Raw genomic sequence first — 23,647 nt, forward strand, 5'->3', positions numbered from 1 at the left:
TTAGAATTATAATGAAGAGTAATAATTTTTTTCTCATTATTGTACCTCATTTTTTAAAATAAATTTTTTAAGTCTTCTATATTTTTTATATTTAGATGTTATAATAAAAGTTTTACGTTTAGATTTTTTTTCTGTTTCACCATGTTCTATTCCATCAGTCTTTAGAACAATATAACCTCTTCTATTCTCTACAACTGAAAAATTTTGCATTTCAAAGTTCATAACTAAGGTAGGTCCATTATTGCTAATTTTTGTACATGTATCTAAAGTTTTAGGATTTCTCTTAGATTTTTCATTTGTTAATTTTTTCAATAGAGTGTTACCAAATATTTTTTTTAATAATGAAGGTGACTTTGTGCTCTTGCTGTAATCTTCATATTCATATGCGAATAAGATATTTTTATCGTAATCAATAGCATAGACTAAGCTTTCAGCAGGTTCATATAAATGACCATAAAATATATCTATAGGTACATGCTTGGAAACCTTAAATCCAACTATAAGTATAATAATAGCAATCAAAATTAAAACAGTAGCACTTAAAACAGCAGTACCTATAAATATGGGTTCTAAAAAGTCATTAAGGATACCTTCTTTTATATATTCATTCTTAATAAAACTTACACATATAAGCATCGCTAGCACTTCTATAGGTATCATTAATATTAGTGCCATAACCCATTCACCTATATTATCTATGTTACTATGTATATAAAACTTTTTTACCAATAAGATTCCCTCCTATATAGTTAAATTACTCCAAAAATCTTCTAGTCTTATTAGTGGAATTCTTATAAGGTGGTATAACAACCTTATCTCTATTCAAATATTTTCGTATTATATTGCCTAATCTACTACAAGAATAAAAAAAAGCCAGTAAATTTATAATAGATAAACCGGGAATAAACCCAAATTCAATATTTGCTTTTATAACTCCTAAAATAAGACACAAAACTATAAGATAAAGTGCAAGATTAGAACTTAAAAACCTATAATGAGATAATTTATGTCCTATACCAAAATAGTAATAAGAAAAGCAAATTAACCCGAAAACAATAACTATAATACAACTTACATAGGAAAATTTTTCTATATATGATGAAGAGAATATTTTTGTTATTATAAATAATATTAATGAAGATATTGTTAATCCTATTAAATATTGCAATTCTGAACTAAAACAGCAAATTTCTAATTTGCATTTTTTAAATCTAATGATTAAGGCTTTTAAGGAAGTTAAAAGTCCAATTATAACTAATATAAATAATATATTTAAAATAAGGTTATTAAAGTAATAGTGAGTTTTAAGAATTAATCCTACAGAAGAGTAAAGTTCAAAAAATAAGATGATAGAGAGTCCAATACACCCCCAAAAGCCAATAGAAAGATAGCTGAAGTCTTCTGGAGATTCTTTTTCTTTATCAGGGAATTCACAATATTCCTCTATATCTGGTAGTGAGAACTTTTCAGTTATTTCATTAATAAAGTCACCATTATAAAAAGTATCATAGATATGAAATTCCTTATAATATCTTTGGAAATAGTTAGGATTTATGGTATCTATTATTTCGTTTGCAGAGTTAGGTGATAAATCACAACAATAATTAATACCCGTAATTGAGTAAAGTTTTGAAAACGTATTATATTTGATTTTAGTAATACTCTTTAAATCAATATATTTCACATTAATAGTAAAATCTGTTCTAGTTAAATCATTTGGACTTAATTTTATTAAAATATTACCCCTTATGAAAACCTCTGTATTTTCATCAAGATGAAAGTAAGCATATTTATCTGGATTTGCAAATGACAGACAAATAAACAGAGGAACAAGACATAACCCTGCACCTAGTCCTAATGTAGGCCAGAAAATTTCTCCTTCAAAAAAATAAGTGTAAGCAAAAGGAGATATAAAACATATAAATGCAATTATTAATAAAATATTCATTGCAGGTCTTCTAACTTTTTTATCTTTAGGATATAGATAAGTATTATGAATCTCTTCTATAGCTTTTGTTTTACGAATAGAGGATTCTAAATAATTATCAGAATTGTATCTTAGATATTCACATACATCATTAAATTTAGATAAATTTTTACATATTATAGCAGTTCTTATATCAGAATGAGACATACCTACACGTTTCCCCCCAATCATAATAAAATTTTAAAAATAAAGTAAACATTCTATTTATATTGTACATCCTATTAATATATTGTCAATATTTATGCAAAAATGAAAAATAATGAAATATAAGGGAGCTAAAAAGGGTATTATTAGTTTTGAAGCATTAAAAGTTCATTGACATTATAGAATTATTTAATATCAAACAATTTATTTTTATAATTAAAGAATTGAATAATTATAATTAAGACTTTAGAAGTATTATAAATATAAAAATTTCTCATAATCATGAATTTAGCTTCACATATAAAATTCCTTTTGAATACATTAATAATGATAAACTTTTAAATGAATTAAGAAGGAGTCTTAGAATGTTAAATGATATGGATGAGAAAGTAAATTCAAATAATATTTATCCCTTTGAATTTAATAATGGACAGAATCACAAAGATGTAAAATATACAGTTACTAATGATGGATATATTATAATGTTTCTTAAAAATGAGATAATTATGGGGCTCAAAGAGACTAATAGTGTAACAACACTTAATTACGATGAAGAACAATCAAAGGAAACTAAGAATACCGAAACTATTAATTTTTTTAAGATATTACTTAAGAATTCATTGCCTGATGTTGAAATCATAGGAGAAGGTGAAGTTGAAGAAAAGAAAAATTATTTTGATTTTGATGTACCCGATGAAGAAGTTATAGATATACCTACTTATTCAAAAATAAGGTATAAAGGAATTTATCACGGTATAGATTTATGTTTCGATTTTAATAATGAGGAGCTAGACTATAAATTTATACTTCAGCAAGGAACAAATCCAGAAATTATTAATATGACTTTTGAAGGCATAGATAACATTAAATTAGATAGAGATAAAAATGCAGAAGTTAATATAAAAGAATGTAAATTATCAGTTGTAAAATCTAATGCTTATCAAAGTTATAGTGAAATAAATATAGAAGTAGCTAGTGAATTTAAGATTGAGGGAAATAGTATATATATAGATGTTGGACACTATGATAAAACTCTTCCTCTAGTTATTAAATCAGCACTGTCATACTTCACATATATGAGAGGAGAAAGTGATAGTATGGAATATATAATAGAAAATGATAGCATAGAAAACATTGAAGTAAAGGATATAACAAATTCTTCTGATATAATGTCTGATAGCCAAGGTGATTTACCAGTGGAGGAGCAAAAAGAATCCATGATTAAAGGAGAAAGCGATGACCGTGAATTGAATGTTTTGGATAGGGGTCATCATAAAAAACCAGACATTGAAGATGTTTATAATATTATTACAAATCCACGTTATGGATTAGCAGAGATAAAAAGAGAAGTTAGAGCTATAGAAAGAAATGTTAAGGAGACCATATGTAGATTAGAAGCTAGAAATAGAGAAATTCAATGTAAACTAGACTGTATAATAGCGTGTATGAATTGTAAAAGGAAATTTGCTTTAACTACTGGTAGAGTAAGAAGAGAATGTAGAATAGCTAATTTATTTATTAATATAAGAAATAATTCTAGAACCTCAGTAGAATTAGAAATACGCAGAAAAAATATATGTAATGATAGATGTAGAGTATGCATTATTAGTATAACAGTAGGGCCATGCTCATGTAGGGAAGTTATTTTCCGTAACATTCCAGATACCTATGAAGTAGAAATTAGAGGAGTTACAGAAGATGTAAGAATAAGAGTAACGGAAGTGTGTTGCGGAGATAATGGTTCTAGCAGACCAATAAGATTATGTAGAATACCTGATCCAAGTTAAAACTAATTATTTTATAATTTTAATAAAAGGCTAACTCAGAATTTTGAGTTAGCCTTTATAATTATTCTATTACTTTTAAAATAGTATCTGAAAACTTACGTTTTGGCATTGCTACTTCTTCATCATAATATCCAATAGGAATAACTGAAACAATTTCTTCTGTATCAGGGATTCCAACAATTTCAGTTACCTTTGCTTCATCAAAGATACCTAGAATAACTGTACCTAGACCTAGTTCTTTAGCTTTTAATAAGAAAATCATGTTAGATAATCCGCAATCATACATTTGCCAACCATCACCCTTAGCAGAGTCAAAGCCACCATCACGAGTATAACCAGATCTAAATTTAACTACACTAGATACTATAATAACAGGAGCACTTTTACATGAAGGTTTATTAAAGTCAGGCATTGCTTCTATTATTGCTTCCTTTACTTTAGTGTCTTTAATTGCATAGTAACGAGTTACTTGAGAATTTTTCCAAGACGGAGCATAAGCAGCGGCGTTTACTATCTCCTCTATAATATCATTACTTACTTCTTTTGAATTAAAGTTACGAATACTTCTTCTTGTTTCTATACACTTTTGAAATTCCATAATCAAACACCCTTTAATCTTTCTGTTTATATTTAGTTTTATTAGATTTAGATAAAATAATCAATCTTTTTTAAATTACCAAATCTAAGAAAAACTTAATTTCATTACCTATTATAGTATAGGATAGCAAGGCCATGCAACTAAGAAATTTTTATTAGTTTTCAGGATTTATGTTATAAAGAGCTAAATAGATATCCCTAAGTGATAACTATAGATTCTACAGTTTCAGATTTAGAGGAGTACAAGCTACTTATAACATCTTGTTCAGGTAAAAACATTTTATTTTTATGTTTTTCGATATAATCAAGGAACTGTTGAAAGTCTTGATATTTTCATTAAATATATAAATGGTTAATGTTGGAATATGTCAACTTTGATATAATAATATGGTTGAAATGAATTAAATTGGATGTTAGAATAAATCTGTAATATTGGTTAATATTTAATATACTACTTATTACTTAACAGAATGGGTATTATGGGGGGATAATTTTGAAGTTTAAAGATAGCTCAGTAAGTATAAAAAAAGTTTTAATTTTAGCTATAATTAGTATTTTTATTGGTTCTGGTCTTGGAATTGTGGGAAGTATATCAAAATATGAGTTTTCTAAAATAAATGAGAAAAATGAAGTTATACTTGCTAAAATTAATGCTCAAGAGAAGGTATTAGAAGAAAGTAAAGTATATCTAAATACCTTAGCTAGCAAAGAAACTGAACTTAAAAATAAAAAAGAAGAGATTTTAAAGGTTGAAAAAGAAGCTAAAGCAGAGAAAGAAAGATTAGAGAAAGCAGAAGCTGAAAGAATTGCAAAAGCTGAAGCAGAGGCAAAAGCAAAGGCTGAACAAGAAAAAATAGATAAAGTAGAAGATGAAAAAGTAGCATCTGCTAACACTGCAAGTCAAAATAGTGGAAACAATGGGAATTCAGTAGCAAATCAAGAACCCATAGGAGTAATGGTGTGGAGAACTGCTACAGGTAAGAAGTATCATAGAATTAATAACTGTGGTAACACAAATCCTAACAATGCCACATATATAACCAGAGAATCGGCAGAATCACAAGGGTTAACTCCATGCTCTAAGTGTTATTAGGAGGTGTAGGTTAATGGAAAACAAAGGATCATTATTTAGAAAGTTGGCCATAACATTTGTAATTATTACAGGAATTATTATAGGAGTTGCTATTGGTACAACTGGTAGAGTAACATATAATGCATCTGAATTTGATAAGCAATACGAAGAAAAGTTAAAGCTTTTAGAAGATAAATCACAGGAAGTAAATTTAATTAAGAATAAGATAACAAATTCAGAGAAATCAATTGAAGTCTTGAAATCATTTTTAAAAGAAAAAGAATAGGTTATAAAATGGAAGAATACTCGATATTCTTCTATTTTTATTTCGGACTTTTTTAATTATATAAAGTATGCGCCCTACTTAAAATAAAACCAATATGTGAACATAATAAATTACTTATTGAAAATGTAACAAATAAATAATAATATACTATATAAAGAAGCAATATGTAGTAAAATATGAATTCAAAAGGAGCAAAGTAATTATGAATATAAAAGAACTAATTTATCTTATACCGGCTATTCTTATTGCAGTATCTCTTCATGAATTTGCCCATGGTTATGTGTCTTATAAACTAGGAGACCCAACACCAAAGGTAACGGGACGTCTTTCACTAAATCCATTAGCACATTTGGATCCAGTAGGAACACTATGCCTTTTATTCTTTCGATTCGGATGGGCAAAACCTGTACAAGTAAACCCGTATTACTATAAGGATAAAAGAAAGGGCATGGCACTGGTAGGATTAGCAGGTCCTATGATGAACTTTTTAATAGCTCTTATATGCGCTTTTGTTCATATTCAATCTTCTTAACTATACTTATATAATCAACATAGGGCTAGGCGTGTTTAATTTGATACCATTTCCACCACTAGATGGTGCTAAAATTATTGGGGCATTATTACCAGAGGAGAAATACTTTAAGTTTATGAAGTATGAAAGGTATGGTCAATTAATTATAATTGCATTATTAATGTTTAATTTTTTAGATATTCCGTTAGACATGGCAAGAAGAGGAGTAGACAGTATTATTTGGGGCATTGTGAAGCTAGTTGTATAATTTAATTACATTATAATTGAGATTAGACAAAGAAGTTTTCTGATTTTTAAATATAAAAAAGGATTCGTTGGAAGAATGTCAAATATATAAATAGGAAAAATAATTATATTAGTTTAATTAAGAGTTAAAAAGATTGTAAGTAAGTTTTGGACTTATATTTTATTGAAGGATAAGATAAAGTTATATTGAATATATGCATAGGAAACTATCTACATAGTTTCCTATTTTAAATTTTTAAAAGTTATATAGATAAAATTTTAAAATGTTAACTATTTAAATAGTTGTTGTCACTATAGGGCTTTAGAGGCTTTTGATGGTTAAATTAGTTGATAATATATAGATAAATTTTGTATTTTTGCTAAAGTTATTGACATTCCAGTAGATGTAAGGTGTTTAATATATTTATAATTAATCACATAAAGGAGACCATAGATGAAAATAAAAGATTCGGAACTGTTAACAGGATTATCAGCTAAGACAATTCGGTTTTATGAGAGTGAAGGTTTAATTTCTGTAAGAAGAAATTCAAACACATATAGGGATTATGATGAAGATAATATTAAGGAATTGAAAAGGATAAAAATTCTTAGACAATTAGAAATCCCAATTTCTAAAATAAGAGAGTTTAAAAACGGTGACTTACAATTAGAAAATATTTTAAAAGAAAAATTAGAAGAATTAAATAAAGGTGAATTAGATATTCAAAGCAAGAAATTTACTATTGAAGTTTTATTAAAGGAAGTAAAGAAAAATCCTAATGCAGATTTAGATTATTATCATGATGACTTTGAATATATTAAAAGTGAAGAATTCACTGAATTTTTAGGTGAAGTTAAGGAGCTAAGTGAAATTTCATTAACAGCTCAACTGTTTGGTACTTTAATGCTTAGTGGGCCATTATTGTGGCTTTGGCTTAATATTACTAATAAAAATTATGATTCTATAGGGCTTAATAGCATCATGGCAATATTTAGTACAGTAATATTAACTTTAACTTGGAGAAAATATTTAAAGCAACCTAATAAAAAGACTAAAGGTACAGCCTCTGTATTTTTAATTTCAATTCTTGCAATAGTTTTAACTATTTCAATTTTTGTGGGTATAGGGACGTTACAAGAAGCTATATTTGTACCAAAGAGTTATTTAATGTTTATATTTAAACCACCATATAGTTATTTTATCTTCTTCTATGAAATAGAATTAATTGCATTTTTAATATCAAGAGTGTATAAAAAAATAAAGAATATAGAGTTAAAATGGACTGTAGACTTTTGCAATTTTGTAAAGAAGAATATATTTGTAACTATTATTATAAATATTATTCTACTATATGTGTGCATTACTGGCATTACTGTGGTAACAGAAAATAAGATTACTGACTATAGTTTTTATAATCCAATGGGGACAACCTATTCCTATGAAGATATTTCTAAGGTTGAAGCTGGATTTAATGAAAAGAAGTTTGGCATTTTTCCAAAAGGAGCAGGTGAATTTTATTATACTGTATTCTTTAATGATGGTAATAAAGTAAATTTTTATCAAGCTAATAGTGAATTTGAAGACACTTATTTAGAACTTGAAATATTTGATAAGCTTCTTATGGACACAGGTAAGGCTGAAAAGACATCATCTAAAGAAAATTATGAACTATGTGACTTTGATCAAAGGTATGTAGATAGATTTTTGAGGATAATTGATAATAAGTAATTTGAAAATGTCGGAAATAATTAAGGTTTAATTATTTCCGGGGAAAGTTATTTTAGTAGTTTTGTGTAGGTATTTTTAGTCTGTTAATATTATGAAGAAAATTTAAAGGAGTTGTGTATATGTTTAGAGAAATGAGAAAAAAGGATAGAGAAGTTTTTGGTGAAGACATAGAAAAAATTTTAATTAATGGAGAATATGGAATTCTAGCAACTGTTAGTGAAAATGGCTATCCTTATACTGTGCCATTAAGTTATGTTTATCAAGATAACACTATTTATTTTCATTGTGCTAAAGAAGGGCATAAGCTTGATAATATTGAAAAAAATCACAAAGTATCCTTTTGTATTGTTACGGATACTGAAATGTTACCAGGTAAGTTTAGTACAAAATATAAAAGCATTATAGCTTTCGGAGAAGCGAAGGAACTAACTGGAGAGTTAAAGAGAGATATTTTATTTAAATTTATTGAAAAATATTCTCAAAGCTTCATAGAAGAAGGTAAAAGATATATTGAAAGAGCACAAGATAGTGCAAAAATAGTAGAAATTAAAATAGAACATATTACTGGGAAATCAAGAGGATAATAAGAATAATGAAATTAAGATTAAGAGTGTAGTCTTAATTATTAAAATGCTATGTTGAGAACAACATAGCATTTCTATTTAGCTAATATTTATTATTAAAGAAATTGAGTTGAATATACATTATATTGTAGTTGATGTTATAATTGGAATATATATTACTAATTATAGTAAATGGAGGAATAAGGTTGAAGTGTAGTGAATTAACTGAGTATATAGTAGAAAAATTAATCACTCAGAAATTAATGATAAAAGATAGATGCTTAATAGTTGGAATTGATCGACAAGGATGTTCAGGAAAATCCACTTTATCTCAAAATATTAAAGATTCTTTAATAAAGTCAGGAGTAAAAGCTGAAGTGGTTTCAATTGATGATTTCTGTAATAAAAGAGCTATACGCTATTCTGGTGAATTACCATGTTGGGAACAACACTATTATAACAACTTTGACTATATAAAATTTGAAAGAGATATTTTAAAAAAAACCAGAATAACAGGGAAAATAGAATTTAGTGATTTTGTTTTAGATACACTAGAGGATGAATATACAAAAAAATTAGATGTTTCCTTAGATAGTGAAGGGATACTCATAATTGAGGGTATATTTATATTTAAAAATGAATTTAAGAAATATTATGATTATAGTATTATGATTATAGTTGAAATAGATGAACAATTAAGGCGTGCTTCTGAAAGAGATATATTTAAGAATGTTAACTTGAAAATGTTATTAAACAAATATAATGATAGGTATGTTCCAGCATATAAATTATATGAAAAGATTTATAACCCTTATTCCTTTGTAAATTTAATTATAGATAATACTAATGTGGATATGCCTAATATAATTAAATAAAGTAAATTATCATATAAAATCATAGGAGGAAATACATGAATAAAACAGTTGTTATATACAAATCAAAATATGGTTCAACAAAAAAATATGCAGAATGGATTGCTACTGAACTTGATGCGGATATTTTTGAGGCATCTAAAATTGATGTAGCGGATATGCAAAATTATTCTACTATTATTTATGGAGGCGGTCTTTATGCAAGTGGAATACTGGGTGTTTCATTAATTACTAAAGCCTTTGATAAGCTAAAAGATAAAAATTTAGTTGTATTTACTGTAGGACTTGCTGATCCAAGTAACACTAATCAATATATCCCTGTTATTAACAAGAATCTTACAAAGGAAATGCAGGATAGGATTAAATTATATCATTTTAGAGGTGCTATTGATTATAAAAATCTTGGTTTTATCCACAAATCTATGATGGCTTTATTAAAAAAGAAAGTAAGTAAAATGCCTGAGGATAAAATGGATGATGAAGCAAAAATGATGCTTGAAACCTATGGTAAAGTAGTAGATTTTACAGATAAATCATCAATCAAGCTATTAATTGAATTTTGTAATGGATTATAGAGTATTACAAAATAATATGGTGATATGTTTATAAAGGAGCAATAGAGGAATATAACTGGAGGAGTAAAATGAAGTTAGTAACAATATGGGACAAGGTTGCCGTTGATTTTGGAAAAGTTGGACCTAAGTATTGGAATAGTTTTGGAGATAGATTAGTTGAACTTTCAAGTATTAACAAAGGAGCTAAAGTGTTAGATATTGGAATGGGTAGAGGTGCTTCATTATTTGCTGCAATAGATAAAATAGGTACAGATGGATATGCTGTAGGTATAGATAATTCAGAAGTTATGGTAAGTGAAACTCATAAAGATATTTTAAATAAGAAAATATGTAATGCGGAAGTTAAAAATATGAATGCTCAGAATTTAAACTTTAAAAAAGATTCATTTGATAATGTTATTTGTGGATTTGGAATAGGATATCTTTTACTTAGTGAAAATAGATTAAATGGAATACTAGGGGTACTAAAAAATGGAGGACGAGTAGGATTTAGTATATGGGGTAAACAGGAAGATCAAAAGTGGTTAACTGAAATAGTTAATAAATATTTACCTACGAACATACAGAAAGAAAATAAAGATAGAAAGCCAGATATTCCAAAGTTTGATACAGTAGTGGATGTGAAAAAAATATTAGATGAGTCAGGTTTTAAAAATGTTAAAGTTCATGAAGAAAGTACAGATGTTGTGTATAAGGATAAAGAGGAATGGTGGCAAGAAATGTGCACCAATGCAGTTAGAGGAATATTTGAAAAAATAGAAGATTTGGGTTGTTATGTATTTGAAGAGTTTAAAAAAGACATATTTCAAGGACTAGAAAGTTTCGGCAAAGGTGACGGGCTTCATTTTAATATGTCAGTGATATATGCATTTGGAGAAAAATAAATATATTAGCTTAATAATATAGACAAGGAGTGGTAAATATGGCTAAGAGAATATATTTTGAAAAAATTCTTTCTCAGGATGATTTTACCGAGGCTGAGGTTGAGTATTTACTGCTCCTTGAGTATTGGGGAATGGGATATGGAAGTGAGATTCTAAGGGAATTATTAAATAAAGCTGAAGAAATGAAGAGTATACAACAAGTTATAGGAATGATAGATCCTAATAACATAGCATCTAGAAAAATATTATTAAAGAATGGTTTTGTATCATGTAAGGTATATGAAATAGATGATGGTTCTTTAACGGAAGTGTTAAGTAAAAAATTAAGATAAGTTATATACAAGGAAAGTAAAAGAAATTGGTAGAGAAAGACTTAAGTTTATGGAAAAATATTTTAATAGGTTACAGATGGAGATAGAAGGCATTAAGTAAATTAATGCTTTCTATTTTGCTTTAAGAATTAATTAACTTATATACAAGAATATATATTATGTTGAAATTAATGTTATAATTAAAATATAAATAAAATGATTGAGAAACTTAGGATAAAATAAAGAGTGGAATGTTAGGAGTTGAATTGATGCCAATATTTGAAAATAAAACAATAATTACAAAAGAAGTAATAAATGAGCTTTCAGAAGAAAATTATAAGGAATGTAATAAGAAATATCGCAGTTTTGTTTTATTAATGTTTCTTATATCTGCATTTTTTACTGTTATAAACTTCATAACAAATGGAGTATACTTGGTTTTTGTGTGCATGTTTTTATCTACAGTATTTTTCCTTTTTATGTTTTTTAAAGGGTATACTTTAAAATTAAAAGAGAGTTATAAAAACTTTAAAGGGGTATATGGTGAATCAGTGGAAATAACGTTAAATTTTTACGATGAAAAAATAGATATTATTACATTTAGGTCTAATTTAACATTAGAGTATAGTCAAATTACTAAAGTATTAGAAACAGAAAATCTATTTTCATTGATGATAGAAAAACAAAATATAATTCTTAGTAAAAACGGTTTTATAAATGGAGATATTGATAAATTTAAATTGTTTATAAAGGAAAAAGGACTTATTGAATAAAATACTAATGTCGAAGGAGCATAAATTTCATTCTTTTATCTAGATTTAATAGGGGGTGAAAATTATTAATAATAAAAATAATGAATCAAAGTTAAATCCATTAGAAAACCAAGTAGAGGAGATAAATGAGTGGCAAAAGAACGCTAATAATCATGGTTATTTTATTGGCTCAGGCAAAGCACCATTACCTATGAAGAATATATTAAAGTCTCCTATAATTATGTTAATAATAGGAGTTATATTTGCAATGCCAATAATATTTAGTTTAGTTAAGAATTTTAGCATTGAAACTATATTTAATAATGTGGTGATAATAACCATAAGTATTATACTAATTACTGGAGGCATTATAAGGCTGCTAAACAAAAGTTAATGAATTCACAATATATAAGTAAATAATTGGGAGGTTAAAGGAATGAAATCAGATTCAAAAATTAGAATTAAGTTATTACTAATAGCAATGGTTTTTGTAGGAGTATTGGCATTCTTTGGATATATGATTTGGGGAAAACCAAAAACAATAACCTATACATCTGCTATAAAAATTGTTGATGTCAATAACAAGGAAGATATAGCTAAATATTAAAAATATAAAAATCCTTATGCATATAAAGAAAAAGAAAATAATCAATTCACATTAAAATATCATGATTATATATATCCTTTAAAACCTATTGATAGCACACTAATATTAACATCAGAGCAATATGACGAGATAGTTGAGGGAAATGACTATTGATTTAAAATAAAATTTTATACTCCTGATAATAGTGGTATTGGGATTGTAAAAAAAGTTTATACGGATGATCCTGCAAGAAAATAAAATATATTTCTGGTTGACATAAGAAAAGTTTAATTCTTGAAAATTATTTTTGAAAAAAATAATTATATGTTTATAAAATTTTATTTATATCTAGGAGGCTTAATGATAGTTATATCAACGCTTTGTAGATTAAAGAACATAAAAATAATAAAAGCTAAAAATATGTTATGTTATAGTTATTTTCATTTTGAAGGAGGGATAAAATATGATTTTATTTATAGAATGTGTTATTTCCTGTGCAGTTTTCACGCTAATTATATTACCTTCTCTTTATAAAGATCCTATTAAGCATATTATGTCTTACCCTAAAGAAATTATAGAAAGGGTAGAAAATCTGCCTCAGTATAAAGATGTTATTAAAGTAGAGAAAAAAAGACATTTATCAATTAAATTAATTTCAGTATTGATTTTTGCAATTGTTCTTGCTGTAGTGGCATATTATTCTGGTGCAAAAAACTTTAAGTCTGCATATATACACGTGTTTATACTATTTTTTGTGGTGAATATTTACGATATGATAGTATTAGATATTGGACTTTTTTGTCATAGTAAAAGAACAAGAATACCTGGAACTGAGGATATGGATAAAGAATATAAGAATCCCTGGCATCATATAAGGGGTGCTGTTATAGGAATAATAATTGGCACTGTTGTTGCTTTATTATCAGGGGCAATAGTCCATATCATAGGGATAATATAAAGTTACTAATTGAATTTTATAATGGACTATAGAGTATTAGAAATCAGATGAAAATTAATATAATTAAGGGGGTTATTAAAATGTTAGGAAAAGAAGATATAGTTAAAATACTTAAAAACATGGAGTTACCTTTAAGTGAATATTGGATAACCTCTGGTGCAGGTTTAGTAATTCATGGTGTTAAAGAAACCACAAATGATATTGATTTAGGATGTACTACAAATTTAGTTGAACTATTTTTAGAAAAAGGTTGTAAGTACACAGTAGAAAAAGATAATTCAAGAATTGTTCAGATAAACGATACAATAGAAATACTAGAAAATTGGTTCGTTGATGAAATAGTGATCATCGATGGATTACCTGTAGGAAGTTTAGAAAGTATAAAAAAGCAGAAGGCACAATTAGTAAGAGATAAGGATATTAAGGATATTAAGCTTATAGATGATTATATTAAGAATAGAAGTTAATATAAAAATTTGGAAATATGAAATAAGGAATACTTATAGAGTTCAATTAGGAGTGAATAAATGAGAAAGGTATTAATTATTTTTCTGACATTAACTATAAAAAAAATAATTGATGAAGATCATCTTCCTATAAATTTTGATGCGAAAAAAGGAAATGCAACCCGAAAGGCATTTGATGATGGGGAGTTATAATACAAGTAAAATTTAAAAGGAAACATTAAATTTTTTAATTTGGAGGGTATTATGAATTTAACAGAACTTAATCCTAAAGGTAGATTTAGTAGTCGAGTAGAAAACTATGCAAAATATAGACCTAACTATCCTAATGAAATAATAGGGTTTCTAAATACATCAATTGGCTTAACTAAAGAAGCAATTATTGCTGATATTGGCTCTGGAACAGGAATCTCTGCTAAATTATTTTTGGATAATGGAAACGAAGTATACGGCATTGAACCTAATGCAGAAATGAGGTACGCTGGAAAGAAGTATCTAATTAATTACACAAATTTTCATTCAATAGATGCATCTTCTGAATATACAAAGTTGGAATCAGAATCAGTAGATATAATTACATCAGGACAAGCATTCCATTGGTTTGAACCAGAAGCTACAAAAAAAGAATTTCTCAGAATATTAAAACCTGGCGGGTTCGTAGTAATTATCAATAATAGAAGAAAATTTAGCAATAGCAAATTTATGAATGAATATATGGAACTAATTGAAAAATACTCAGAACGTGAGGGGGGGAATTCACTTAATACGGATTTACCCAAATTCTTTGGTTTAAAAACAATCGATAAAGAAATATTTTCTAATCCTCAAGTGTATAATTTGGAAAGATTAAAAGGGGATTTAGTATCTTATTCGTATATTCCAAATGAAGAAGACCCAAAATTCAATTATATGATTACGGAACTTGAACTTCTATTTAAAAAGTATAATAAAAATGGGACATTGATTTTTGATTATGAAACAGTAGTATACTACTGCAAAATGAAGTAGTTCACATAAATAATAATTGGAACTATTATTACTTTGTGAATTATGAAGAGAGGAAGAATATTAATGGTTAATATACTATTTAGTTTATATAATTTCCATGAAAAATGGGTAAAAAATACTATGGAAAAATATATAAAGTGTAATGATAAGGTTTTGGTAATTCCATTTTCTTTCGGTGAAAATATAAGTAATGATATGGATTGGCAGAGTGCCTATAGTAAAGATAACGGGAAGTATTATAATACCATTGTTCTACCATTTTTAAGTTATGAAATTAGGGAAGAAAATATAGACTGGATAAATTATTTTAAAGATACAGAAGAAAGTGCAAAAAAGAAAGTAAGAAACAGTGATATATTATTTTTCACTGGAGGATTACCTGATAAAATGATGCATCGCTTAAAGGAGTTTGATTTAATAAATGAGATTGAAAGTTTTCTAGGAGTAATTATAGGGATTAGTGCTGGAGCGATGATTCAGATAGCAGATTATCATATTACTCCTGATAAAGATTATGATACATTCTCATATAATAGAGGACTAAATTTGATTAGAGATTTTGATATTGAAGTTCATTATGAAGAAACAGATATAGAAAAAAACTATATAAATAAGGTATTAAATGAAAGAGCGGACACTGTATATGCTATTAAAGACACTGGTGGAATAATTGTTGATAATAGTGCAATCACATTACTAGGAGACATACAGACATTTAGTAGATGATAGTTTAAATTTTTTCAAGATTTAAAAAGTTTGTCTTGGTAGAAGGAGGAGGTATGAAAAGAAATATAAGTATATTATTGGGCAGTTTACTGATTTGGTTTACGTTGGATATTATAGGATTTTCCTTAGGGAATTTTTGCTTAGTTGAAAGTCCCGGTATACTGAGTTTTGATGGTGCTTGGTGAGTAATTTTTGTAGTTTGATTAGGAGATAAATTAATAATTTAGTGGAATTGTTATTTGTATTATGCAGGGCGTAAATATATCACAAAAGAAGAATAAATAAGTATATGTTGTGGATAATCAAATAATTGTTAATAACATTTATAGCCTTAAATATATAATGGGAGATTAGCTGATATGAGGATAGTTAAAAAATTATTTATAGTATTAGTAATTATAATAGTAGCAATTACAATATTACCTTGGATAGTATTTCCAATTAGTAATAATATAAAGTTATATAAGTTTTCAAAGCAATTATATAATTGTAAATTGCCAAATAATACCGAGTTAATTGATAAAGATTCTGTATATGGTAAATTAAATGGTAATGGTAATGGATTAGATTTTGCTACTGTTATAGTATTAAAATCTGAATTGGATAACGAAAATATAGAAAACTACTATAAATCAAGAGATTTTCATACTATAGAAGAGAACGATAATCCTCCAACTATGGAGGTTGGAGTTATAAGTGATGGTAAAATTGATAGTAAATTATTAGAGCATAAAAGTTTTATATTGGACGAAGATAGCAAAAAGGATGATTACTATTATGTAATTATTTATGATGGTGGGTACGCTTCTTATTTTGATATTAATGGTAATTAAAAATTATATAAGCATTATATTTTGAACTTAACCAATAAAAATAAGTCATAGTATTCTTGAGTTTCAATGTAATTTAGAGAATTAATTGACGATTTTTACAATATTTTGTATTATATAGAAAAAGGGGGCGTATTTATGGAGAAAAAAGCCAAGATACTTATATTAGGAACTTATCATTTTGGAAAGGGTGGAGAACATTTAATAAAAACTGAATATGAGGATATTACTACTGCGAAAAAACAAAAAGAAATTAAGGTAGTGATAGAAAAGCTAATGCAATTCAAACCAAATAAAATTGCTGTTGAAGCAAATCGAGGAAAAAATGAGGAATTAAATAAGGCTTATTCAGAGTATTGTGTAAATAAATATAATTCATCTGATAAAACAATAGGTCATAGAAATGAAATTGTTCAATTAGGGTTTAGGTTAGGACAAATATTAAAACATAATAAAATTTATTCTATAGACTATCCAGTAGATTTACCGGAACAGGTTTTTGAATATGCTGAAAAGAATTGTCCAAAGTTCTATGAGAAGTTTATGAATGAAATAAAGGAATGTAATATAAGTGAAAATGAAATTATGAAGAATAGTACAGTTATTGAAATCCTAAAGCATCTTAATGATCCTACGCGTATTGCAAAGGAGCATAGTGATTTATATTTAGATATGGCTCAAATAGGAGCTGGAGGTAAATATTATGGAGTGGACATGCTTACAGAATGGTATAGGAGAAATCTTTATATTTTTGGAAATCTACAAGATATAGTTGAATCTGGAGATAGAGTTTTGGTTATTTATGGAGCTGGGCATTGCAAAATACTTCAGGATTTTGTATCAGAGTATAATGATTTTGAATTAGTAGATACCTTGGAGTATCTATAAATCTAGATATCTAGATTTATAATTTAGAAAATTAATTGATGATTTCTACAGTGTTTGGTATTATATAGAAAATAAGGTTTATTGGGGGTAGTAAATATGAGATTTCAATTAGCTAAGAAAGAACAACTCAAAATACTCTGTGCAAAGTCTGTAAGTATGGCTTAAGGCGACAATTGCACAGAGGTAAATATCTAGTCGCCATTACTAAATAAATTCATACTTATACAGGCTTTGTTTCCTTAATTTAAAGTATAAATTTAAGGAGCTGAGCTTTATGGGATATGTAAAGGCTGAAACAATTTTACCAGATAATTTATTAAGAGAAATTCAAAAGTATATTCAAGGAGAATATGTATATATTCCATCTGAACATACAACACGGAAAAAGTGGGGAGAAAAGTCAGGAACCAGGCAGCGTATACAAAATAGAAATGAAGTTATACGTAATAAGCATGAAAGTGGATATACCATTGATGAGCTGTCAGAAGAATTTTTTCTTTCTATAGATAGTATTAAAAAAATTGTATATAGTAAAAATAGAAATGAAAAGCTATCACTCTAATAATGAGTGGTAGCTTTTTATGTGCAAAGAATAATATAGAATTGTTCTTTATATATTAATTGATGATCTCTGTATATTAAAATAAGTATGATGATAAATTTTGACATGTGAAATTCTTAATTAAAGATATTTATGTTTGTGGGGTGAAATATAAATAATAAATTTTTTGAATTAGGTATACAGAAAGGAATAATATTTAAAATGGGGTTAGATATAGAGGAATTAGGTGAAGAGTTTTCTCATTTAAAACTTGTTGGTAGTAAGGACAATTCAATAAGACTAATCAATGGAATAATAAAGAATAAAAAGGTTGAAGATGAAGATTTATTTGTTATAGAGGGATTATGGGCCTATGAAAAGATAATTAAAAGTAATATTAGAATAATAAACTTTGTATTTTGTCTAGAGTTTATTAAAAACAAATCTATCCTTGATATGGTTAAGAGTATTTCTATGATAGCAGAGAATTCATGTTTAATATCAAGTAATTTGTGTAAAAGATTGAGTAGCAGAGATAGTGGAGAAGGATTTTTTCTATTATGTAGTTTTCCAAAGTATAATCTTGGGAATATAAGGTTGAAGGAAAACAATTTGTTAGTAGTACTTGATGGATTAGAGAAACCAGGAAATATTGGAACAATTATAAGGTCAGTTGATGGTGCTGGTGGAGATGGAGTAATTATTTGTAATAGTAAAGTTAGAAAAACAAATCAAAAGCTGATAAAGTCAAGCATGGGATCTAGTTTTATGTTGCCAGTTGTAAGTAGTGACATAGAATTACTTGTAAGGTGGCTTAAGAGTAACGGATTTAAGATTATTGTTACTGATTTAAAAGCCAGTAACAATTACTATGATGCTAATTATAAGGGGAGAATTGCTATTATTGTAGGAAATGAAATACATGGAATTTCAGAAATTTGGAATAAATATGAATGTGAAAGAATAATAATCCCTATGTTTGGAGGTGCAGATTCCTTAAATGTAGGAGTAGCAGCTACTATGATTGTTTATGAAGCAAGCTTTTCTCAAAAGAATTTAGGTAAAAGAATTGGCTAACTATGATTTAAATAAATCATAGTTTTATGGATTATATAAGTAGGAAAGAGGGCGTAGTCGTAGAGGCTACACCTTCTTTTTTTAGTGATTATTTTTAGTAAGTATTAAGTAATAGCAGGATTTATTAAAATATACCTTGCAATGCAAAGTACATTTTAATATAATAATAATATACTTTGTATTACAAGGTAAAGGAGGAGTTGCTGTGAATAATAATTCTCAAATTCTTAAAGGTATTCTTGAAGGATGTATACTAAGTATAATTTCAAAGGAAGAGACCTATGGTTATGAACTACTAACAAAATTAAAAGGATGTGGATTTGAAGATATTGTTGAGGGAACGCTTTATCCATTATTACTTAGGCTTGAAAAAAATCAGTTAATAATTTCTGAAAGAAGGAAATCATCCGCGGGAGTTAATAGAAAATATTATAAACTATCAGAAATGGGAAGTATAGAACTTGAAGGTTTTATAGAATACTGGAATAAACTACATGTTAATGTAAATAAGATTATAGGGGGGATGGACGATGAGTAATAGCATATTGAGGGATGAATATAAGGAAGCATACACCAGTATAGTAATGTACTTATCAAGTAGTGGTATGGAAGGTAACTTTATGGATGAAGTAAGTGAGGATGTAAAGGACTTATTAATAAGTGCACAGGATGATGGTATTGATGTGAAGAGTATAATTGGTAATAATATTGAAGAATTTTGTAAAGAAATAATAAAATCAAAGGATATTAATAGTAGTACAATACTTAATATATATCAAAGTACTAAGTGGGCTATAATTATGTCAGCAATGATGTCATTATTATATTATATATTTCATATGAAATTCACCTTAAATATAATTTTTATGTTTATAGTTGACTTTTTGTTTTGTAGGTTTATTTTTAGTATAGGATTAAGGAAAGTAATAATAAAAAATAAAGGAAATACAAAAAAAATAATAAAGGTGTTATTATTATATATTTTATTTGTGATACCAGGAGCAATTCTAAACTTTATCTTAATTACAAATTTTGTTGTAGAAATTAATTCATTATACACATTCATGATTTTAGTAGCAATATTGCTATTAAGTTACATCATAGGTAAAGCTTTTAGAAATAGAAAGGTGAGGTTAGATTAAGTAATAAAGCAGTAGAATTTTAGCTTTCTACTGCTTTATTTATATAGACAAATAACAAAATATTTAACCTTTTAAATAGGTTTCTGTAAGAAGTTTTTACAATATGAGTTTTTATTGTAGTGTATCCTTGGCTGTAAGTATACACATACTATATACATAAAGGGAATGAGAATTAAAGAAAAGAGGGCATAAGTAATGATTAATTTTAAAAAGTACATTAAGAAGGGACAAATTTTATTGGCTGTTATGGTATTAATGTATAATATAAATGAGAAAATAATATTTGGAGTAGAAAATGATGAAGTACATGGAAGGATGGAAGGTGATAAGATTTTTATGAATGTATCTACAACCGTAGACTTACCTCATCAACCACCTAAGGAGTCCACAGAAGAACTGTATCAAGATGTGTTTTTAGCTTTACTAATGCCTTATATCCAGATTGAGGTGGAAAAATATTATTCTACATACTTATCTCAAACGCCACTAGTTGATCCTTACTCCATATATATAAATAGTATTTCTAGACCAAATGGTTATCGTTCCTTTGTATTTGATATAAGCCTTCAAGTAAATCCCTATATAGGACCTCATATTCTTGTAGGAACTGATAATATTGATTTCACTGTAGAAGGTAACGGAAGGGTTAAGGTGAAAAAGTTTGAACATATAAAAAGTTATGACTTACCACCAACCTATGAGCATATAATGACAGAGATTGTATAAGATTTTAGCATCAGGTTGTTATAACTAGTGAAGTTAGAGTAAAATAAAATTCGCCAATACCCTAAAAGGGATATTGGCGAAGAGGAAATAGTGGAATACAATAGCACTAGTTTTTACTATTCTTCATAGTTAGAAAGTGTGTTATTTAATGAATGTAGTGCACTTTCTACTGAGTTAAGGGTATTTTCGATTATTTGTCTGTTTTGTGATTTTTCAACAGATTTTAATGCTTGATCCAAGCAAGTTTTTGAATCTTGAAGTTCAATTTGTACATCTCGTAGATGGCGTTTAGCGCTTTTTCCTTCATTATTGTGCATAACAATTACCTCCTAAAACTTTATTTTTAAGGTATGGAGCTAGCATATTATGAAAATAAGCTTAAGCTCAATCCAAGAGTGAAATTTTGTTCATAGTAAATTTCTTCATCTACAACAGTCCTATTAACACCATTATTATCAGAAGAATTTCACTATGGAATATCAAAATTATTATATGTCATAAATTTAAAATCATACTTGGAAAGTTTAGCTTATGAAAGAAAAAACCTTAAGAAATAGATTATTAAAGAATCTATTTCTTAAGGTTTCAGTAAAAAGTTCTATTAATCATTCATTAGTTCTTCTAGATCTATTGGATACTTTCCGTATAGTTTACCAGCATCCATAAAGGCTTCAATATTCTTCATTGGAGTGTGCATTGGAATTTGACATCCAGTGCTTAAAATATAACCTTTTTGAGAATTGAAACCTTTTCTAATACAGTGTTTTACTGACTTAAAAATGTCTTCTTTAGTTCCAGCATATATAACATCAACAGGAGGAACATTTCCGGTTATTACAACTTTATCACCAATCACATTTTTAGCTTCTTCTATATCTTCTATATTATCAATACTAAAATTAGAAATTCCAGTATTCACAACATCTTCCCAAATGTCTCTACTTTTTCCGCAGATGTGTATACCAGGGTAACTACCAGTTTTTTCTTTTATTTTATTTATGTTTTTTTGAAGAGCAGGTAAGGAAAATTCTCTGAATTGCTTTGGACTTATAAGACTTGTTGATGAGACTGGATCAGCAAAACTAATTGAGATACCCAGTTTAGCAACTTCTTCTATGTATCTATTATTAGATTCTGACACTATTTCCATAAGAGTATGAACCTTTTTAGGATATTTAATCATCCATTTTAATAAATTTTCAGTTCCTACTACAGAGGCTGCAACACTAAAAGGACCAGACATAGAGGCACTGACATCTACATCATTTATAAGTGCATATTTAGTAAGTTTTAATGCTTCCAGTAGTATAGGTAATTTTCCATCCTTTAGAGGGTTTACTATTTTGAGAGATTCAATTTCATCTATTGATTTAATAGCAGGTTCTAGTAAATAGGAGATAGCATAATCAGGATAGCATACCTTGGCTCCCATAGCTTCAGCCACTCCTCTAAGACTAGTAGATATGCCTACGCTATCATGACGAAGTTTTTTAAACAAAGCTATTTCTAAATCTGCCATTAGTCGTGCAGAATGATAGTAATCCTTAGTTGTTATACCAATGAATGGCGCCATAGTTGCTCCCATGTCGGGGATACAAATTAGTCTATCAATTTCTAATCCTCTAGAAAATGCATCCATTCTCTCTTTTGGAGTCATTTCTTCTTTAATCACTTAAAGGTTCCCTCCTAACAAAAATATATTTTACATATTAGTTACATAACTCTAAAGTAATTATATAAGACAAAAATCAATATGTATAATTGAATTATCCTATATATAATATATATCTATTGATATAACCAATATAAAAAGATAAATTTTGTTTGTTAAAATGATGAAATATAATATAGAAAAAGACTGAGATATTAATTATTTTATTTAATATCTCAGTCTCTCTATTAAATTAATTGGTATTCATATAGAACTCAAGGTTTTGGGATTAACCTTGTGTTTTGTTATTCTTGATAGTTAGAAAGAGTACTATTTACTGAATTTAATGCACTTTCTACTGAATTAAGAGTATTTTGGATTTTTTGTCTGTTTTGTGGTTTTTCAACAGAGTTTAATGCTTGATTTAAGCAGTTTGTTGAATCTTGAAGTTTACTTTGTACATCCTGAACATGTTGTTTAGCATTTTTTCCTTGATTTTGTTGCATAACAATTTCCTCCTAAGTTTTATTTTCAGATATTAAGATAAAATTTAATACCTAATTTAATTTTTAGTCATAGTAAGTTTCTGTACAATAGATAATTATTATTACTAAGAGGTAAAGAAATTCACTATGAACTAGTAAAGTTATTGTATGTTATAAATTTTAAATTATACTTTTAAATTTTATTATCAAAACTAATAATATAATCATAACTAAGTATTAAGATAAGAA

General features: G+C 27.2%; 32 protein-coding genes. 26 read left to right on the plus strand and 6 right to left on the minus strand.

Features of this window, described 5'->3' with window-relative positions:
* Window positions 1-36 precede the first annotated feature (36 nt).
* Together B3086_RS04215 and B3086_RS04220 are read right to left on the minus strand one after the other, a co-directional pair.
* A complete protein-coding gene (locus B3086_RS04215; protein ID WP_346892808.1) occupies window positions 37-729 on the minus strand; it encodes a hypothetical protein in 693 nt (230 codons plus the stop codon).
* Window positions 730-754: 25 nt separating this feature from the next.
* The gene (locus B3086_RS04220) at window positions 755-2,158 is read right to left on the minus strand and encodes a hypothetical protein (RefSeq protein ID WP_346892810.1); all 1,404 of its coding nucleotides are present in this window, start codon (window positions 2,156-2,158) and stop codon (window positions 755-757) included.
* A 338-nt stretch (window positions 2,159-2,496) separates the two neighbouring features.
* Between B3086_RS04220 and B3086_RS04225 the strand changes: the two genes are divergently transcribed.
* Window positions 2,497-3,918: a hypothetical protein gene (locus tag B3086_RS04225; protein ID WP_346892812.1), complete on the plus strand. Its 1,422-nt coding sequence runs from the start codon at window positions 2,497-2,499 to the stop codon at window positions 3,916-3,918.
* Between the two features lie 61 nt (window positions 3,919-3,979).
* Here B3086_RS04225 and B3086_RS04230 read toward each other — a convergent pair whose 3' ends face one another.
* Window positions 3,980-4,516 carry a nitroreductase family protein gene (locus B3086_RS04230; RefSeq protein WP_346849075.1) on the minus strand — a complete coding sequence of 179 codons (537 nt, stop codon included), beginning with the start codon at window positions 4,514-4,516 and terminating at the stop codon, window positions 3,980-3,982.
* A gap of 492 nt (window positions 4,517-5,008) precedes the next feature.
* Between B3086_RS04230 and B3086_RS04235 the strand changes: the two genes are divergently transcribed.
* The 25 genes from B3086_RS04235 to B3086_RS04355 all read left to right on the plus strand — a co-directional run bounded on the left by B3086_RS04235 (window position 5,009) and on the right by B3086_RS04355 (window position 21,262).
* On the plus strand, window positions 5,009-5,608 hold the full coding sequence (locus B3086_RS04235; RefSeq protein ID WP_346892814.1) for a hypothetical protein: 600 nt from the start codon (window positions 5,009-5,011) through the stop codon (window positions 5,606-5,608).
* 13 nt (window positions 5,609-5,621) lie between these two features.
* On the plus strand, window positions 5,622-5,873 hold the full coding sequence (locus tag B3086_RS04240; RefSeq protein ID WP_346877950.1) for a hypothetical protein: 252 nt from the start codon (window positions 5,622-5,624) through the stop codon (window positions 5,871-5,873).
* Window positions 5,874-6,075: 202 nt separating this feature from the next.
* A complete protein-coding gene (locus B3086_RS04245; protein WP_346892816.1) occupies window positions 6,076-6,405 on the plus strand; it encodes a site-2 protease family protein in 330 nt (109 codons plus the stop codon).
* A gap of 31 nt (window positions 6,406-6,436) precedes the next feature.
* A complete protein-coding gene (locus B3086_RS04250) occupies window positions 6,437-6,652 on the plus strand; it encodes a hypothetical protein (RefSeq protein WP_346892818.1) in 216 nt (71 codons plus the stop codon).
* 432 nt (window positions 6,653-7,084) lie between these two features.
* The gene (locus B3086_RS04255; RefSeq protein ID WP_346892820.1) at window positions 7,085-8,359 is read left to right on the plus strand and encodes a MerR family transcriptional regulator; all 1,275 of its coding nucleotides are present in this window, start codon (window positions 7,085-7,087) and stop codon (window positions 8,357-8,359) included.
* Window positions 8,360-8,478: 119 nt separating this feature from the next.
* A complete protein-coding gene (locus B3086_RS04260) occupies window positions 8,479-8,943 on the plus strand; it encodes a pyridoxamine 5'-phosphate oxidase family protein (protein ID WP_346849070.1) in 465 nt (154 codons plus the stop codon).
* A gap of 185 nt (window positions 8,944-9,128) precedes the next feature.
* Entirely contained in the window at window positions 9,129-9,797 is a 669-nt protein-coding gene (locus B3086_RS04265) for a hypothetical protein (RefSeq protein WP_346892822.1), read from the plus strand.
* Window positions 9,798-9,832: 35 nt separating this feature from the next.
* A complete protein-coding gene (locus B3086_RS04270; protein ID WP_346849068.1) occupies window positions 9,833-10,369 on the plus strand; it encodes a flavodoxin domain-containing protein in 537 nt (178 codons plus the stop codon).
* Between the two features lie 68 nt (window positions 10,370-10,437).
* On the plus strand, window positions 10,438-11,253 hold the full coding sequence (locus tag B3086_RS04275; RefSeq protein ID WP_346849067.1) for a class I SAM-dependent methyltransferase: 816 nt from the start codon (window positions 10,438-10,440) through the stop codon (window positions 11,251-11,253).
* Between the two features lie 38 nt (window positions 11,254-11,291).
* On the plus strand, window positions 11,292-11,585 hold the full coding sequence (locus B3086_RS04280; RefSeq protein ID WP_346892824.1) for a GNAT family N-acetyltransferase: 294 nt from the start codon (window positions 11,292-11,294) through the stop codon (window positions 11,583-11,585).
* A 248-nt stretch (window positions 11,586-11,833) separates the two neighbouring features.
* Entirely contained in the window at window positions 11,834-12,337 is a 504-nt protein-coding gene (locus B3086_RS04285; protein WP_346892826.1) for a YcxB family protein, read from the plus strand.
* A gap of 55 nt (window positions 12,338-12,392) precedes the next feature.
* Complete coding sequence (locus tag B3086_RS04290) at window positions 12,393-12,710, plus strand: hypothetical protein (RefSeq protein ID WP_346892828.1); 318 nt, start codon at window positions 12,393-12,395, stop codon at window positions 12,708-12,710.
* Between the two features lie 42 nt (window positions 12,711-12,752).
* Complete coding sequence (locus B3086_RS04295) at window positions 12,753-12,923, plus strand: hypothetical protein (protein ID WP_346892830.1); 171 nt, start codon at window positions 12,753-12,755, stop codon at window positions 12,921-12,923.
* Between the two features lie 442 nt (window positions 12,924-13,365).
* Window positions 13,366-13,860, plus strand: a complete 495-nt coding sequence (locus B3086_RS04300; protein ID WP_346892832.1) for a hypothetical protein — start codon at window positions 13,366-13,368, stop codon at window positions 13,858-13,860.
* A gap of 80 nt (window positions 13,861-13,940) precedes the next feature.
* Entirely contained in the window at window positions 13,941-14,327 is a 387-nt protein-coding gene (locus tag B3086_RS04305) for a hypothetical protein (RefSeq protein WP_346892834.1), read from the plus strand.
* 60 nt (window positions 14,328-14,387) lie between these two features.
* On the plus strand, window positions 14,388-14,519 hold the full coding sequence (locus B3086_RS04310) for a hypothetical protein (RefSeq protein WP_346892836.1): 132 nt from the start codon (window positions 14,388-14,390) through the stop codon (window positions 14,517-14,519).
* A 51-nt stretch (window positions 14,520-14,570) separates the two neighbouring features.
* Complete coding sequence (locus B3086_RS04315; protein WP_346892838.1) at window positions 14,571-15,332, plus strand: class I SAM-dependent methyltransferase; 762 nt, start codon at window positions 14,571-14,573, stop codon at window positions 15,330-15,332.
* 42 nt (window positions 15,333-15,374) lie between these two features.
* A complete protein-coding gene (locus B3086_RS04320) occupies window positions 15,375-16,058 on the plus strand; it encodes a Type 1 glutamine amidotransferase-like domain-containing protein (RefSeq protein ID WP_346892840.1) in 684 nt (227 codons plus the stop codon).
* Window positions 16,059-16,417: 359 nt separating this feature from the next.
* Complete coding sequence (locus B3086_RS04325) at window positions 16,418-16,891, plus strand: hypothetical protein (protein WP_346892842.1); 474 nt, start codon at window positions 16,418-16,420, stop codon at window positions 16,889-16,891.
* A gap of 135 nt (window positions 16,892-17,026) precedes the next feature.
* Window positions 17,027-17,776 (plus strand): DUF5694 domain-containing protein, encoded by a 750-nt coding sequence (locus tag B3086_RS04330; protein WP_346892844.1) that lies wholly within the window; start codon window positions 17,027-17,029, stop codon window positions 17,774-17,776.
* A gap of 274 nt (window positions 17,777-18,050) precedes the next feature.
* Window positions 18,051-18,338, plus strand: a complete 288-nt coding sequence (locus B3086_RS04335; RefSeq protein ID WP_150843961.1) for a CD3324 family protein — start codon at window positions 18,051-18,053, stop codon at window positions 18,336-18,338.
* A gap of 201 nt (window positions 18,339-18,539) precedes the next feature.
* Window positions 18,540-19,394: an RNA methyltransferase gene (locus B3086_RS04340; RefSeq protein ID WP_346892846.1), complete on the plus strand. Its 855-nt coding sequence runs from the start codon at window positions 18,540-18,542 to the stop codon at window positions 19,392-19,394.
* Window positions 19,395-19,599: 205 nt separating this feature from the next.
* The gene (locus B3086_RS04345; RefSeq protein ID WP_346892848.1) at window positions 19,600-19,932 is read left to right on the plus strand and encodes a PadR family transcriptional regulator; all 333 of its coding nucleotides are present in this window, start codon (window positions 19,600-19,602) and stop codon (window positions 19,930-19,932) included.
* Complete coding sequence (locus B3086_RS04350; protein ID WP_346892850.1) at window positions 19,925-20,536, plus strand: DUF1048 domain-containing protein; 612 nt, start codon at window positions 19,925-19,927, stop codon at window positions 20,534-20,536. The genes B3086_RS04345 and B3086_RS04350 overlap by 8 nt, the downstream gene beginning before the upstream one ends.
* A 195-nt stretch (window positions 20,537-20,731) precedes the next feature.
* Window positions 20,732-21,262, plus strand: coding sequence for a DUF3888 domain-containing protein (locus B3086_RS04355; RefSeq protein WP_346849053.1), 531 nt, complete (start codon window positions 20,732-20,734; stop codon window positions 21,260-21,262).
* A 116-nt stretch (window positions 21,263-21,378) separates the two neighbouring features.
* Here B3086_RS04355 and B3086_RS04360 read toward each other — a convergent pair whose 3' ends face one another.
* The 3 genes from B3086_RS04360 to B3086_RS04370 form a co-directional block, all read right to left on the minus strand.
* Window positions 21,379-21,579 carry a hypothetical protein gene (locus tag B3086_RS04360; RefSeq protein WP_035131744.1) on the minus strand — a complete coding sequence of 67 codons (201 nt, stop codon included), beginning with the start codon at window positions 21,577-21,579 and terminating at the stop codon, window positions 21,379-21,381.
* Window positions 21,580-21,863: 284 nt separating this feature from the next.
* Window positions 21,864-22,934, minus strand: coding sequence for a uroporphyrinogen decarboxylase family protein (locus B3086_RS04365; RefSeq protein WP_346892852.1), 1,071 nt, complete (start codon window positions 22,932-22,934; stop codon window positions 21,864-21,866).
* 284 nt (window positions 22,935-23,218) lie between these two features.
* A complete protein-coding gene (locus B3086_RS04370) occupies window positions 23,219-23,419 on the minus strand; it encodes an EscE/YscE/SsaE family type III secretion system needle protein co-chaperone (RefSeq protein WP_035131749.1) in 201 nt (66 codons plus the stop codon).
* Window positions 23,420-23,647: the final 228 nt, after the last annotated feature.

The sequence above is a fragment of the Clostridium sp. UBA871 genome, from assembly GCF_002295255.1.
GTDB classification, from domain to species: domain Bacteria; phylum Bacillota; class Clostridia; order Clostridiales; family Clostridiaceae; genus Clostridium_J; species Clostridium_J sulfidigenes.